This window comes from Raineyella antarctica (assembly GCF_900092135.1).
GTDB lineage: Bacteria > Actinomycetota > Actinomycetes > Propionibacteriales > Propionibacteriaceae > Raineyella > Raineyella antarctica.
The window spans coordinates 255,735-268,293 of the sequence record NZ_FMYF01000001.1 but is presented as its reverse complement, the minus strand read 5'-3'; the positions used below and the strand labels follow the sequence as shown (position 1 = coordinate 268,293).

Genomic DNA, 12,559 nt, shown 5'->3' with positions numbered 1-12,559 from the left:
TGGCAGGGCGGCGTCAGTACGTGGCGCCGCCCTGTTCGCGCGCCCAGGCCAGCACTCCCCCGGTCAGGCTGCGCAGCCGCACGCCGTCGGGCGCGCCCTCCTGCAGCAGCCGCACCGCCTCGGCCGAGCGGACGCCGGCCTTGCAGTAGACGACCACGTCGTCGGCCCCGTCCAGGACCGGGTCGACCAGCTCCCAGCCGCCGCCACGGACCTCGTCCAGGGGCACCCACAGGTCGTCGGGGACGGTGACCACCTCGCGCTCCCACTCGTCCCGGACGTCCAGCAGGACCGGCCCGGCACCCTCGCCGCGGGCCGCGACGACCTCGGCAACGGTAACCGTCTCCACCTCGGACTCGGCGGTGTCGGCGCAGGCCTGGACCGCCTCGACCAGCGAGACCACCGGCTCCCGGTCCGGATCGGGCACCAGCCGGAGGGTGTGCTGTTCGGCGCGCAGGGCATCGTGCACCAGCACCCGGCCGACCAGCGGCTCACCGATCCCGCAGATGACCTTGATCGCCTCGGTCGCCATCGCCGAGCCGATCGATCCGCACAGCGCGCCGAAGACGCCGCCCTCGGCGCAGGAGGGCACCGAACCGGCGGGCGGAATGTCCGGGAACAGGTCGCGCAGCATCGGCCCGACGCCCGGCCAGAAGACGCTGACCTGGCCCTGGAACCGGAAGATCGAGCCCCAGACCAGCGGAGTGCCGGTCAGCTCGGCCGCATCGTTGGACAGGTAGCGGGTGGCGAAGTTGTCGGCCCCGTCCAGCACCAGGTCGTACGCCCCGAACAGGTCGAGCGCGTTGTCCCCGTCCAGCCGTTCGACGTACGCCTCCACGTGCGCGGCCGGATCCAGCCGCAGCAGCGCGTCGCGGGCCGACTCGGCCTTGGGCCGGCCGAGGTCCTCGGTGCGGTGCAGCACCTGGCGCTGCAGGTTGGACAGGTCGACCACGTCGTCGTCGATCACGCCGAGGGTGCCCACCCCCGCGGCGGCGAGGTAGAGCAGGACCGGGGCGCCCAGGCCACCGGCGCCAACGACCAGCACCCGAGCGTTGCGGAGCCGGCGCTGGCCCTCCACGCCGACCCCTGGCAGGGTGAGGTGGCGGGCATAGCGGGCGGCCTCGGCCGCGCTCAGGGCGGCTCTCGGTTCGACCAGCGGCTTCACAGTGACTCCTCCTCGCGGGACCCGGTGACCATCCCCTGGGTCGGGCTTGACGCCAGGGCCAGCGTACGTCGCGGGATCCGGCCGGCCAGCCGGGCCCCTCGGCCGGCCTGGACCGCGAGCCTCATCGCCTGCGCCATCCCCACCGCGTCCCGGGCCCGGGTCACCGCGCTGGCCAGCAGCACCGCGTCACAGCCCAGTTCCATCGCGAGCGCCGCCTCGGAGGCGGTGCCGATGCCCGCGTCGAGGATGACCGGGACCCCGGCCCGGGTGACGATCAGTTCGATGTTGTGCGGGTTGAGGATCCCCAGACCCGTGCCGATCGGGGCACCGGCGGGCATCACCGCGGCCACCCCGGCGTCCTCGAGCCGGCGGGCCAGGGCGGGGTCGTCGTTCGTGTAGGCCAGCACGACGAAACCGCGGGCGACCAGTTCCTCGGTGGCGGTGAACAGCTCGACCGGATCGGGCAGCAGGGTGTCCTCGTCGGCGATCACCTCGAGCTTGATCCAGTGCGTCTCGAGCGCCTCCCGGGCCAGTTCGGCGGTCAGGACCGCGTCCCGGGCGGTATAGCAGCCGGCGGTGTTGGGCAGGGCACGGATCCCCTGGCGCTCCAGGATCGCGAAGACCGAGTCGGCCCCCTGGGCGGAGTGTCGACGCATCGCGACGGTGGTCAGCTCGGTACCGGAGGCGACGAGGGCCTTCTCCAGGGTGGCGAGCGAGGTGGCGCCGCCGGTTCCCATCACCAGGCGGGAGCCGAGCGTGACCCCGTCGATGACGAGGGGGGTGTCCGCGGCGAGTGCTGTGGTGGTCATGGTGCTCCTAGCCGCCCTGGACGGCGGTGACGATGTCGATCTGCTGGCCCTCGGCCAGCAGCGTGGTGGCCCAGCGGCCCCGCGGGAGCACGGCCCGGTCCAGGGCGACGGCGATGCCGAGGCGTCCGCCGTCGGAGGGGCGGCCGTCAGGACCGAGGTCGCGCCCGGTACGGGTGGCGACGAGGTCGCGCACGGTCTCGTCGGCGCGAGCGTCGTACGTCTCGCCGTTGACGGTGAGGATCATGCTGTTACCTCCGAGAAGCGGTACGGGTCGACGCCGGCGGCGACGTCGGGGGCAGGGGTGCGGCCGGCGACCAGGTCGGCAGCGAGCCGGGCGCCGAGGGCGGCCAGCAGGATGCCGTGCCGGAAGTAGCCGGTGGACAGGGTCAGGCCGGGGCCGAGCCGGCCGACCAGCGGGACGTCGTCCGGGGAACCGGGGCGCGGGCGGGCCAGCACCTCGTACACCTCGCACTCCAGCACGCCGGGCACCAGCCGCTGGGCATCGCGCAGCAGCTGGTAGATGCCGCCGGCCGAGGGTCCGGCCAGGTCGTCCTCGCGGGAGGTGGCGCCGATGACCATCGTGCCGTCGGCGCGGGGCACGAGGTAGACCGGGAAGCCGTGGACGATCCCCCGGACCGTACGGGTCAGCAGCGGGCGCAGCCGCTCAGGGACCCGGACCCGGATGATGTCGCCACGGACGGGTCGGAGCGGCAGCCGGAGGGACGGCGGCAGGCCCTCGATCGCACCCGCGTCGAGTCCGGCGGTGACCAGCACCTCGTCGGCCGCCAGCAGGGTGCCGTCCTCGAGGCGTACGCCGACCACCCGGTCGTCCTGCCGGGTGAGTGCGGTGACCCGCCGGCGGACCAGGGTGGCGCGCGGGGTGAGGAGCTCCAGCAGGGCGGCCATGAACACGCGGGGGTCGACCTGGTGGTCGGTCGGGATCCGCATCGCCCCCACCACGCCCGGGCCGAGGGCCGGTTCGAGCCGGCGGGCCGCGGACGGCGTGATCGACTCGATCTCCATTCCGAGGGAGTGCTGCAGGTCCGCCAGGTCGGCCAGGGCCTGCCGGTCGGCGGCGTCCCCGGCGCAGACCAGGGTCTCCACCGGCAGGTAGCCGACCGGGTGGCCGACGGCTGCCTCGACCCTGGCGGCCAGCTCGGGCCAGGCCCGGCCGGAGGCGACCATCAGTGGGTAGAGGGCCGATTGGTCCCAGGTGACCTCAGCGATCGCGGCGAGCATGCCGGCGGCCGCGCGGCTGGCCCCCATCCCGGGCTCGGGGTCACAGAGGGTGACGTCCCAGCCCTCTTCGACCAGTTCCCAGGCTGTTGTCAGGCCGATGATCCCGGCTCCGACGACGATGACGCTCCGGTGCTCGTCCACGAGCAGTCCTTTCCTACGGCGGCATGATCCGCATCAGGTGTGGCGGTCGGCACGTGGCCCTCTCAGCCCGCACGTCGTGGGGCTCCCGCAGAATCGCGTCTCTACTATAGGCCCGTGACCTCGACCCTGACCCCGGCCCTGCCCTCAGACCCGGCCTCCCGCGGCCGCCGGCTCGCGGCGCTGCGCGCTGCCCGGCTCTACCTGTGCACCGACGCCCGGACCGCGCAGGGCGACCTGGAGGCCTTCCTGCACGCCGCGTACGAGGGCGGGGTGGACATCATCCAGTTGCGCGACAAGGGCCTGGAGGCTCGCGACGAGATCGCGGCGCTGGAACTGCTCGCGAGGGTCGCGGCGGAGCACGGCCGGCTGTTCGCGGTCAACGACCGCGCCGACATCGCGGCACTGGTGGGGGCCGACGTCTTCCACGTCGGGCAGGGCGACCTGACCACTTCCCAGGCGCGGGCGCTGCTGGGCCCCGACATCCTGGTCGGCCGGTCGACGCACTCACTGGAGCAGGCGCGCGAGGCCGCCGCCGATCCGGGGCTGGACTACTTCTGCGTGGGCCCGGTCTGGGCGACGCCGACCAAGCCGGGACGTACGGCGGTCGGCCTGGACCTGGTCGCGGATGCGGCCGAGATCGGTGACAAGCCATGGTTCGCGATCGGTGGGATCGACGTCGAGCGGGCCGGCCGGATCAGGGCGGCCGGCGCGGAACGGGCGGTGGTGGTGCGGGCGATCACGCAGGCGGACCGACCCCGCGAGGCGGCGGTCCTGCTGCGCAACGCGCTGATCGGCTAGGAAACCCGGAGCGGGTCAGTACCAGCCGTTGGCGGACTTGAACGACCAGGCGGCGCAGGGGGTGCCGTACCGGTCCTTCACGTAGCCCAGGCCCCACTTGATCTGGGTGGCGGGGTTGGTCGCCCAGTCGGCGCCCGCGGAGGCCATCTTGCTGCCGGGCAGGGCCTGCGGGATGCCGTACGCGTCGGAGCTGGGGTTGTCGGCGGTGGGGTTCCACTCCGACTCGCGCATGATGATGTTGTTGTAGCACTGGAACTGCTGGTCGCCCCAGCCGAAGTCGGCGGCCATCATCTGGCGGGCGATGTCCTGCGGCTTGCCGGAGTAGCCGCCCGAGGCACTCGCGGCCTTCTTGTCGGCGGCAGCCTTCGCGTCCGCGGCGGCCTTCTTGTCCGCGGCGGCCTTCGCGGCAGCATCGGCCTGGGCCTTCTTGTCGGCGGCGGCCTTGGCTGCGGCGTCCGCCTGGGCCTTCTTCTCCGCGTCGGACAGGAACTTGTCCTGGCTGGAGATGGAGTCGGAGAGCTTGGCCTGGGCCGCGGCCCGGTCGGCGGCGACCTGGGTGAGGTCGGGACGCTCCAGGTCACGGGTGACCTGGCCGGACCGCTCCGCCGTCAGGGCGGTCGGATCGGCCGCCGGGGTGCCGGAAGCAGAGGGGTCGACAGCAGCCGCTGCCGTGACCGCAGGCACTGCCTGCAGCGTGGAGGTCTGGGCGAAGACCAGCGGGGTCGCGGCCAGGGCGGCGGTCAGCAGACCGGAGGCCGCGGTGATCAGCAGGGGCGCACGTCGAGTTCTCATCGTGACCATTCTGTGATGTTTACCGTATCGTGACCAAATCGAGGCGCCCACCGTGGCACGCTCGAGAGGCAGGTCACACTCGGTGCGGCGCCGATCCGCCGGCAGGACGACAGGGGCGGCCCGGCCCCCTGGCCCGGCCGCCCCTGTCCGGTGGCTCCGGTGACGTCTCAGCCGATCGGGTCCTCCAGCATCTCGGTGACCAGGGCGGCGATCGCCGAGCGCTCCGAGCGGGTCAGGGTGACGTGCCCGAAGAGCGGGTGTCCCTTCAGCTTCTCGACCACCGCCACCACCCCGTCATGGCGCCCGACCCGCAGGTTGTCGCGCTGGGCCACGTCGTGGGTGAGGACGACCCGGGAGTTCTGGCCGACCCGACTGAGCACGGTGAGCAGGACGTTGCGCTCCAGCGACTGGGCCTCGTCGACGATCACGAACGCATCGTGCAGGGAGCGGCCGCGGATATGGGTCAGTGGCAGCACCTCCAGCAGCCCGCGCTCGAGCACCTCGTCGATGACGTTGCGGTGCGCGACGGCCCCGAGGGTGTCGAAGACGGCCTGGGCCCAGGGCGCCATCTTCTCCCCCTCGCCACCGGGCAGGTAGCCGAGCTCCTGGCCGCCGACCGCGTACAGCGGCCGGAAGACGATCACCTTCTCGTGCTGGCCCCGCTCCAGGACCGCCTCCAGGCCGGCACACAACGCCAGCGCGGACTTGCCGGTACCGGCCCGCCCGCCGAGGGAGACGATGCCGACCGAGGGGTCGAGCAGCAGGTCGAGGGCGATCTTCTGCTCGGCCGAGCGGCCATGGATGCCGAAGGCCTGCACCTCGGAGCGGACCAGCCGGACCTGCTTGTCGGCGGTGACCCGTCCCAGCGCCGAGGAGCCGCCTCCGAGCAGCACGAGGCCGGTGTTGCACGGCAGGTCGCGGGTGGCGTCCAGGTCGACGATGCCGTCCTCGTACAGCCGGGACAGGTCATCGGCCTCGACCTCGACCTCCCGCATGCCGGTCCAGCCAGTGTCGGAGACCAGTTCGTTGCGGTACTCGTCGGCCTGCAGGCCGACCGCGGAGGCCTTCACCCGCAGCGGTACGTCCTTGGTGACCAGGGTGACGTCGGCGCCCTCGGCCTGGTAGTTGATCGCGACCGCAAGGATGCGCGAGTCGTTGTCCCCCAGCCGGAACCCCAGCGGCAACCGCTCGGGGTCGGTGTGGTTCAGCTCCACGTGGAGCGTGCCGCCCTGGTCGTTCACCGGCACGGGGTCGTTCAGGTGGCCGTTCGTGATGCGCAGGTCGTCGAGGTAGCGCAGCGCACTGCGCGCGAAGTAGCCCAGCTCAGGGTGGTTGCGCTTGGCCTCGAGCTCGGTGATCACCACCAATGGCAGGACGATGTCATGTTCCTCGAAGCGGGTCAGGGCCCGCGGATCGCTCAGCAGTACCGAGGTGTCGATCACGTACGTGTGACGCCCGGCAGTGGTGTTCTCCTGCACGATGGTTCCTTCCGGCACGGCCGCACGCCAGTGGCGCCCGGCCATGCGCACTCACGTGGATGGCCGGAAAGCCGCGGGACCTCGGGTGAAGGCCCGCATCGATGGACCAGGTCCAGAGGTCATCAATGTCCTTCCGGTTGGGCGGCGTCCAGCTTCCTTCGCGCCACCCGTACTGGGGCCAACATTGCCACGCCGGGGTCCTGCACCGGAATCACCGGACACGTTTCATCGTTCGTTCACATCTTCGCCGCCGACCGGTCACCCGCCGGTCGCCGCCGCGGGGTTGACCCGCAGCGCTCGGCTACCCCGTGACGAGGCCGTCAGCGCCCGTACCGACGCTCGCGCTGGGCGTACGAGCGCAGCGCGCGGATGAAGTCGATCTTGCGGAAGTCGGGCCACAGCGCCTCGCAGAAGTAGAACTCGCTGTGGGCGGACTGCCACATCAGGAAGCCCGAGAGCCGCTGCTCCCCCGAGGTACGGATGATCAGGTCGGGGTCGGGCTGGCCGGCGGTGTAGAGGTGCTCGCTGATCTCGTCGATGTCGAGGGTCTCTGCGACCTGGTCGATCGTGCACCCCTCGGCGGCCTTGTCGCAGAGCAGGGCGCGGACGGCATCCCGGAGCTCCTGGCGGCCGCCGTACGAGACGGCGACGTTGATGTGCATGCCGTCGGAGTCGGCGGTGGCGAGGTCGGCGGCGCGCAACCGTGCCTCGACGTCGGGCGGCAGCAGGTCGAGGGCGCCGACGGGCTGGACCCGCCAGCGGCCGGTGGCGGCCATGTCCTCCATCAGGTCAGCGATCACCTCCAGCAGGGGGGCGAGCTCGTCGGCCTGGGCACGCTGGAGGTTGTCGGTCGAGAGCACCCACAGCGTGACGACCGGGATGCCGATCTCGTCGCACCAGGTGACGAACTCCTTCAGCTTGCTGGCCCCGGCCCGGTACCCGGCGACCAGCGGCTGGCCAGGGGCATTGGTGCGCGCCCAGCGACGGTTGCCGTCGGCCAGGACGGCGACGTGCTGGGGAAGGGCGGCCGGGTCCAGCTCCGCGACCAGCCGATGCTCGTACGTCGAGTAGAGCAGCGTGGAGGGGTGCAGCCGGTCGACCAGCTCGCGAAGGCCGTCGATTCGGGACATGCGACCAAGGGTAACCGCCGCGACGACCGCTTCCTGCACCACCCGGGACGGCGCGATGTCGACCCGGACACATGGCTAGGTTGGTCCTGTCCCACCGTGGGCCACGGTGACCGAGCACGAGGAGGCACCCATGGCGGGTCCGCAGCTGACCAGGCCGGCCGATGCGATCGGCCCGGTCAAGCCCCGGCTGCGCGGCTGGATCCACACCGTCGCGGCGCCGTTCATGCTGGTCGCGGGGATCGCGCTGCTGGTCACGGCCCAGACCCCGGCGCTGAAGGTCTCCGTGGCGGTCTACGCACTCGCGGCGGTGCTGCTGTTCGGCTGTTCCGCCCTCTACCACCGCTTCTACTGGGGGCCGGGCGCGACGACGGTGCTGCGCCGGCTGGACCACGCGAACATCTTCCTGTTCATCGCCGGGACCTACACGCCGCTGGCGGTCGGGATGCTGGAGGGCCGCGGCCGGCTCACCCTGCTGGGCCTGGTCTGGGGCGCCGCGGCGCTGGGCGTCCTGTTCCGGGTGTTCTGGCTGTCCGCACCGCGCTGGCTGTACACCCTGCTGTACGTGGCGATGGGATGGGCAGCCGTCGGGTGGATGCCGGCGTTCTGGCGCATCGGCGGGCCGGCCGTGGTCGTGCTGCTGGTCGCCGGCGGCCTGGTCTACACGCTGGGCGCCGTGGTGTACGCCCGCAAGCGGCCGGACCCGAACCCGCTCTGGTTCGGCTACCACGAGATCTTCCATGCGGCCACGGCGATCGCCGCGCTGTGCCACCTCGCCAGCATCGCGCTGGTCGTGGCGCGCTGATCCAGCGGTCCGGCGGGGGGCGCCAACGGGAGCCCCCCGCCCGACGTCACCGGTCGGTGATGGCGCCCCGGGCCGGGGCCACCCGAGGGGCACCGACCCCTCGGTCCTGCTCGTCGCGCGGGCGACGGAGCACGATCACGGAGCGGGCCGCGACCGTGAACTCGTCGCCGGGGACCATGGTGGGCATCTCCTCCACCAGCGCCGCCAGGCCCGCCCGGTCACTGCTGGTGTCGAGCTCCACCACCCAGCCGTCCCGGTGTCCGTCGGGCAGGGTGAAGGTGATGTCCTCGAAGTGGGCGTTGAAGGCGACCATGAACGAGTCGTCGATCACCCGCGCGCCCCTGACGTCCGACTCGGGGATGGCCTCCCCGTTCAGGAACATCAGCACCGAGCGGGCGTGCTCCTTGACCCAGTCCTCGTCGGTCATGTGTTCGCCGTTGGGGCGGTACCAGGCGATCTCGCCGAGCGCCCCCTCCATGCCGTGTTCCACGTTGCCGGCCAGGAAACGACGGCGGTGGAAGACCACGTGGTCGCGCCGCAGGGCGACCACCCGCCGGGTGAAGGTGAGCAGCTCCCGCTCCATGTCCCCGAGCTGCCAGTCCACCCAGGTGATCTCGTTGTCCTGGCAGTAGCCGTTGTTGTTGCCCCGCTGGGTCCGGCCGAGCTCGTCGCCGTGGGCGATCATCGGTACGCCCTGCGACAGCAGCAGGGTGGTGAGGAAGTTCCGCTCCTGGTGGGCCCGGAGCGCGATGATCTCCGGGTCATCGGTGTCGCCCTCGACCCCGCAGTTCCAGGACCGGTTGTGGCTCTCGCCGTCGGCGCCGCCCTCCCCGTTGGCCTCGTTGTGCTTCTCGTTGTACGACACGAGGTCGCGCAGGGTGAAGCCGTCATGGGCCACCACGAAGTTGATCGAGGCGATCGGCTTGCGGCCGGAGTGCTCGTACAGGTCGGAGGAGCCGGTGATCCGGGAGGCGAACTCCCCCAGTGTCGACGGCTCACCGCGCCAGAAGTCACGGACGGTGTCGCGGTACTTGCCGTTCCACTCCGTCCACAGGGGCGGGAAGTTGCCGACCTGGTAGCCGCCGTCGCCGACGTCCCACGGCTCGGCGATCAGCTTCACCTGGCTGACGACCGGATCCTGCTGGACCAGGTCGAAGAAGGCCGACAGGCGCGACACTTCGTGGAACTGGCGGGCCAAGGAGGAGGCCAGGTCGAAGCGGAAGCCGTCGACGTGCATCTCGGTGACCCAGTAGCGCAGCGAGTCCATGATCAGCTGCAGCACGTGCGGCTGGCGCATCAGCAGGCTGTTGCCGGTGCCCGTGGTGTCGAAGTAGTGCGCCATGTCGTCGTCGACCAGGCGGTAGTAGTTCTTGTTGTCGATGCCGCGGAAGCACAGCGTGGGGCCCATGTGGTTGCCCTCGGCGGTGTGGTTGTAGACCACGTCGAGGATCACCTCGATGTCCGCCGCGTGCAGCGCACGGACCATCGCCTTGAACTCCTGCACCTGCTGGCCGAGGTCACCGGTCGAGGAGTACGAGTTGTGCGGGGCGAAGAAGCCGATCGTGTTGTAGCCCCAGTAGTTCGACAGGCCCTTCTCGACCAGGTGCGGGTCCTGCACGTACTGGTGCACCGGCATCAGCTCGATCGCCGTGATCCCGAGCGAGGTCAGGTGGTCGATCATCACCGGGTGCGCGATCGCCGCGTACGTGCCGCGGATCTCCTCCGGGATGTCCGGGTGGGTCTGGGTGAGGCCCTTGACGTGGGCCTCGTAGATCACGCTGTCGTGGTACTCGTGCTGCGGGTGACGGTCGTTGCCCCAGTCGAAGAAGGGGTTGACCACCACGCCGAGCATCGTGTGCCCCAGCGAGTCATCGTCGTTGAACTGCTCAGGGTCGTCGAACCGGTAGGAGAACAGCGACTCGTCGCCGTCGATCTGGCCGGTGATCGCCTTGGCGTACGGATCCAGCAACAGCTTGGCCGGGTTGCACCGGTGCCCGTTCTCGGGATCGTACGCGCCGTGCACCCGGAAGCCGTAGCGCTGGCCGGGCTGGATGCCGGGCAGGTAGGCGTGGTGCACGAAGCCGTCCGACTCGGGCAGCTGGATCCGGGTCTCGACACCTGCCTCGTCGATCAGGCACAGCTCGACGTCGCCGGGCTCGGCCACCTGGGAGAAGATGGCGAAGTTCACCCCCGCCCCGTCGTACGTTGCTCCGAGCGGGTAACTACGGCCTGGCCAGACCTGCATGGGACCTCCTCATTGATGACCGCTGCCCGGGCGGGCAGCGGTCGTTGCGACGGGGCGATTGTCAGTCGACGGGACGGACCAGTCGGTCCACGGTGTCGGCCAGCGCGGTGCCGGCGAACCTGGGGGCGGTGCGCAACAGGTGCGCCTGGGTGCGGACCGCGCGGTCCGCCCGGGCATCGTACGACTCCTCACCCGTCACCCGGGTGAGCAGGCGCAGCGCGGCGACCATCGAGCCCACCCCGGACGGGGTGGCGTTGTCGTCGAGGGCGCGCGGGCGGGTCCACAGGCCCGGGGCGTCGTCGGCGGTGTCCCACCAGCCCCCGTCCCCGGCGCCGAAGTGCTCCTCGACCAGCGCGACCAGCGCGCGGGCCCGCTCGACCCAGGTCACGTCGCCGGTGGCCTCGGCCAGCAGGGCGTACGCCTCCGCCAGGGCGCCGTGGTCGTCCAGGGTCGCCGGGGCGTCGGAGACCGCACCGTCCCGGCTCACCCGCCGCAACCGGCCATCGACCAGGTGGATGGCCCAGACGGCCTCGGCGGCGCGCACGGCCGCGTCCAGCCACTGCGGCCGACCGAGCCAGTGCGAGGCCCGGACCAGCCCGGAGACCATCCAGCCGTTCCAGGAGGCGACGACCTTGTCGTCACGCGCCGGAGCGGGGCGGTGCGCCCGGACCTCACGCATCAGCTCGCGGGCCCGGCGGTAGAGCTCCGGGCCGTCCGGTCCGAGGCCGTCCGGGTCCACCGGCAACTGGAGCGTCGAGGCGTAGCCCTCGAACGTGCCGGGGTCGGTGACGTGGAACATCCGCAGCACCTGCCGGTAGTCCTGGTCACCGATGACCTGCTGGATCTGCGCGGGGTTCCAGATGTAGTACTCCCCCTCCACCCGCTGGCCGAGCGGATCGGCCGAGTCGGCGTCCAGCGCGGCGGCGAACGCGCCCTGCGGGGTGGTCATCTCGCGGCCGAGCCACTCGACCAGGTCGTCGGCGACCCGGGTGAACAGCGCCCGGCGGGAGTCGCCGACCAGGGTCGCCGCATGGGCGTACGCGGGCAGCAGCAACGCATTGTCGTACAGCATCTTCTCGAAGTGCGGCACCACCCACTGGGCGTCCACGCTGTACCGGTGGAAGCCACCACCGACCTGGTCGCACAGGCCGCCGCGGGCCATCGCCTCCAGCGAGTCGAAGGCCATGTCGCCGGCCTGGCCACGCAGGTGCGAGACGAACGCGGTCGACTCCTGGATCCGCAGCAACGCCTCGAGCACCATCGAGGTGGGGAACTTGGGCGCCCGGCCGAAGCCGCCGTTGACGGGGTCGTACTCGGGCAGCAACCGCTCCCACGCGGCCTCGACGTCCTCGGTGCCCAGGGTGGCGGGGACCATCGCCGGGGTGAGCACCGTGGCGCCCTCGACATGGGCCACCACCTCGTGGGCGGACTCCTCGATGCCCTCGCGTTGCTGGGCCCACGCCCGGGTGACGGCCTCCAGCAGCTGGCGGAAGCCCGGCATCCCCTGGCGGGGCTCCGGCGGGTAGTAGGTCCCGGCCTGGAACGGCTCGCCCTCGGGGGTGCAGAAGACGGTCATCGGCCAGCCGCCCTGTCCGCTCAGCGCCTGCGTCGCGTTCATGTAGACGGCGTCGACGTCCGGGCGCTCCTCCCGGTCGACCTTGATCGCAACGAAGTCGTCGTTGATCAGCTTGGCCGTGGCACTGTCCTCGAAGGACTCGTGAGCCATCACGTGGCACCAGTGGCAGGAGGCGTAGCCCACCGACAGCAGGATCGGTACGTTGCGCTCCTGGGCAGCGGCGAAGGCCTCGGGGCCCCACGGGTACCAGTCCACGGGGTTGTCCGCGTGCTGCTGCAGGTAGGGGCTGATCGCTCCGGCCAGTCGGTTCGCCATGGGGCCAGCCTAGGGCCTGGCGGCACGACGGCAACCGCGCGTCGTCCGCGCCGCCGTCGGCCGGCGGCAAGG

The 12,559-nt window shown here is 71.6% G+C and carries 11 protein-coding genes and 1 riboswitch; of the genes, 2 read left to right on the top strand and 9 right to left on the bottom strand.

What is annotated here, in order from left to right; all coding sequences use genetic code 11:
- Positions 1 to 13: 13 nt before the first annotated feature.
- The 4 genes from moeB to thiO form a co-directional block, all read right to left on the bottom strand.
- The gene (moeB, locus tag GA0111570_RS01210) at positions 14 to 1,162 is read right to left on the bottom strand and encodes a molybdopterin-synthase adenylyltransferase MoeB (protein ID WP_092605535.1); all 1,149 of its coding nucleotides are present in this window, start codon (positions 1,160 to 1,162) and stop codon (positions 14 to 16) included.
- Positions 1,159 to 1,971, bottom strand: coding sequence for a thiazole synthase (locus tag GA0111570_RS01205; protein WP_092605533.1), 813 nt, complete (start codon positions 1,969 to 1,971; stop codon positions 1,159 to 1,161). The genes moeB and GA0111570_RS01205 overlap by 4 nt, the downstream gene beginning before the upstream one ends.
- Positions 1,972 to 1,978: 7 nt before the next feature.
- Positions 1,979 to 2,215 (bottom strand): sulfur carrier protein ThiS, encoded by a 237-nt coding sequence (gene thiS, locus GA0111570_RS01200; RefSeq protein ID WP_092605531.1) that lies wholly within the window; start codon positions 2,213 to 2,215, stop codon positions 1,979 to 1,981.
- Positions 2,212 to 3,351, bottom strand: a complete 1,140-nt coding sequence (thiO, locus tag GA0111570_RS01195; protein ID WP_245702966.1) for a glycine oxidase ThiO — start codon at positions 3,349 to 3,351, stop codon at positions 2,212 to 2,214. Before thiO ends, thiS begins: the two co-directional genes overlap by 4 nt.
- A riboswitch (TPP riboswitch) is annotated at positions 3,345 to 3,450 on the bottom strand. (Overlaps the previous gene by 7 nt.)
- A gap of 15 nt (positions 3,451 to 3,465) precedes the next feature.
- Between thiO and thiE the strand changes: the two genes are divergently transcribed.
- Positions 3,466 to 4,149, top strand: a complete 684-nt coding sequence (gene thiE, locus GA0111570_RS01190) for a thiamine phosphate synthase (RefSeq protein WP_245702965.1) — start codon at positions 3,466 to 3,468, stop codon at positions 4,147 to 4,149.
- A 15-nt stretch (positions 4,150 to 4,164) separates the two neighbouring features.
- Here thiE and GA0111570_RS01185 read toward each other — a convergent pair whose 3' ends face one another.
- The 3 genes from GA0111570_RS01185 to GA0111570_RS01175 form a co-directional block, all read right to left on the bottom strand.
- Complete coding sequence (locus GA0111570_RS01185; RefSeq protein ID WP_217633954.1) at positions 4,165 to 4,941, bottom strand: lytic transglycosylase domain-containing protein; 777 nt, start codon at positions 4,939 to 4,941, stop codon at positions 4,165 to 4,167.
- 167 nt (positions 4,942 to 5,108) lie between these two features.
- Positions 5,109 to 6,464 (bottom strand): RNA 5'-3' helicase PhoH2, encoded by a 1,356-nt coding sequence (phoH2, locus tag GA0111570_RS01180; RefSeq protein WP_092605527.1) that lies wholly within the window; start codon positions 6,462 to 6,464, stop codon positions 5,109 to 5,111.
- Positions 6,465 to 6,739: 275 nt separating this feature from the next.
- The gene (locus GA0111570_RS01175; protein ID WP_092605525.1) at positions 6,740 to 7,549 is read right to left on the bottom strand and encodes an isoprenyl transferase; all 810 of its coding nucleotides are present in this window, start codon (positions 7,547 to 7,549) and stop codon (positions 6,740 to 6,742) included.
- Positions 7,550 to 7,679: 130 nt separating this feature from the next.
- Here GA0111570_RS01175 and trhA point away from each other — a divergent pair, with 130 nt between their 5' ends.
- Positions 7,680 to 8,351 carry a PAQR family membrane homeostasis protein TrhA gene (gene trhA, locus GA0111570_RS01170; protein WP_092605523.1) on the top strand — a complete coding sequence of 224 codons (672 nt, stop codon included), beginning with the start codon at positions 7,680 to 7,682 and terminating at the stop codon, positions 8,349 to 8,351.
- Positions 8,352 to 8,397: 46 nt separating this feature from the next.
- On the opposite strand, the gene glgX is transcribed toward trhA, so the two are convergent.
- Both glgX and GA0111570_RS01160 read right to left on the bottom strand, forming a co-directional pair.
- Complete coding sequence (gene glgX / locus GA0111570_RS01165; RefSeq protein WP_092605521.1) at positions 8,398 to 10,596, bottom strand: glycogen debranching protein GlgX; 2,199 nt, start codon at positions 10,594 to 10,596, stop codon at positions 8,398 to 8,400.
- A gap of 61 nt (positions 10,597 to 10,657) precedes the next feature.
- A complete protein-coding gene (locus GA0111570_RS01160; protein ID WP_092605519.1) occupies positions 10,658 to 12,487 on the bottom strand; it encodes a thioredoxin domain-containing protein in 1,830 nt (609 codons plus the stop codon).
- Positions 12,488 to 12,559 lie beyond the last annotated feature (72 nt).

What these genes read in the sequence shown, in the direction of transcription:
- GA0111570_RS01175 (WP_092605525.1), bottom strand. Translation starts at nt 7,549, where the DNA reads ATGTCCCGAATCGACGGCCTTCGCGAGCTGGTCGACCGGCTGCACCCC.
- GA0111570_RS01185 (WP_217633954.1), bottom strand. Translation starts at nt 4,941, where the DNA reads ATGAGAACTCGACGTGCGCCCCTGCTGATCACCGCGGCCTCCGGTCTG.
- glgX (WP_092605521.1), bottom strand. Translation starts at nt 10,596, where the DNA reads ATGCAGGTCTGGCCAGGCCGTAGTTACCCGCTCGGAGCAACGTACGAC.
- phoH2 (WP_092605527.1), bottom strand. Translation starts at nt 6,464, where the DNA reads ATGGCCGGGCGCCACTGGCGTGCGGCCGTGCCGGAAGGAACCATCGTG.
- thiS (WP_092605531.1), bottom strand. Translation starts at nt 2,215, where the DNA reads ATGATCCTCACCGTCAACGGCGAGACGTACGACGCTCGCGCCGACGAG.
- GA0111570_RS01160 (WP_092605519.1), bottom strand. Translation starts at nt 12,487, where the DNA reads ATGGCGAACCGACTGGCCGGAGCGATCAGCCCCTACCTGCAGCAGCAC.
- trhA (WP_092605523.1), top strand. Translation starts at nt 7,680, where the DNA reads ATGGCGGGTCCGCAGCTGACCAGGCCGGCCGATGCGATCGGCCCGGTC.
- GA0111570_RS01205 (WP_092605533.1), bottom strand. Translation starts at nt 1,971, where the DNA reads ATGACCACCACAGCACTCGCCGCGGACACCCCCCTCGTCATCGACGGG.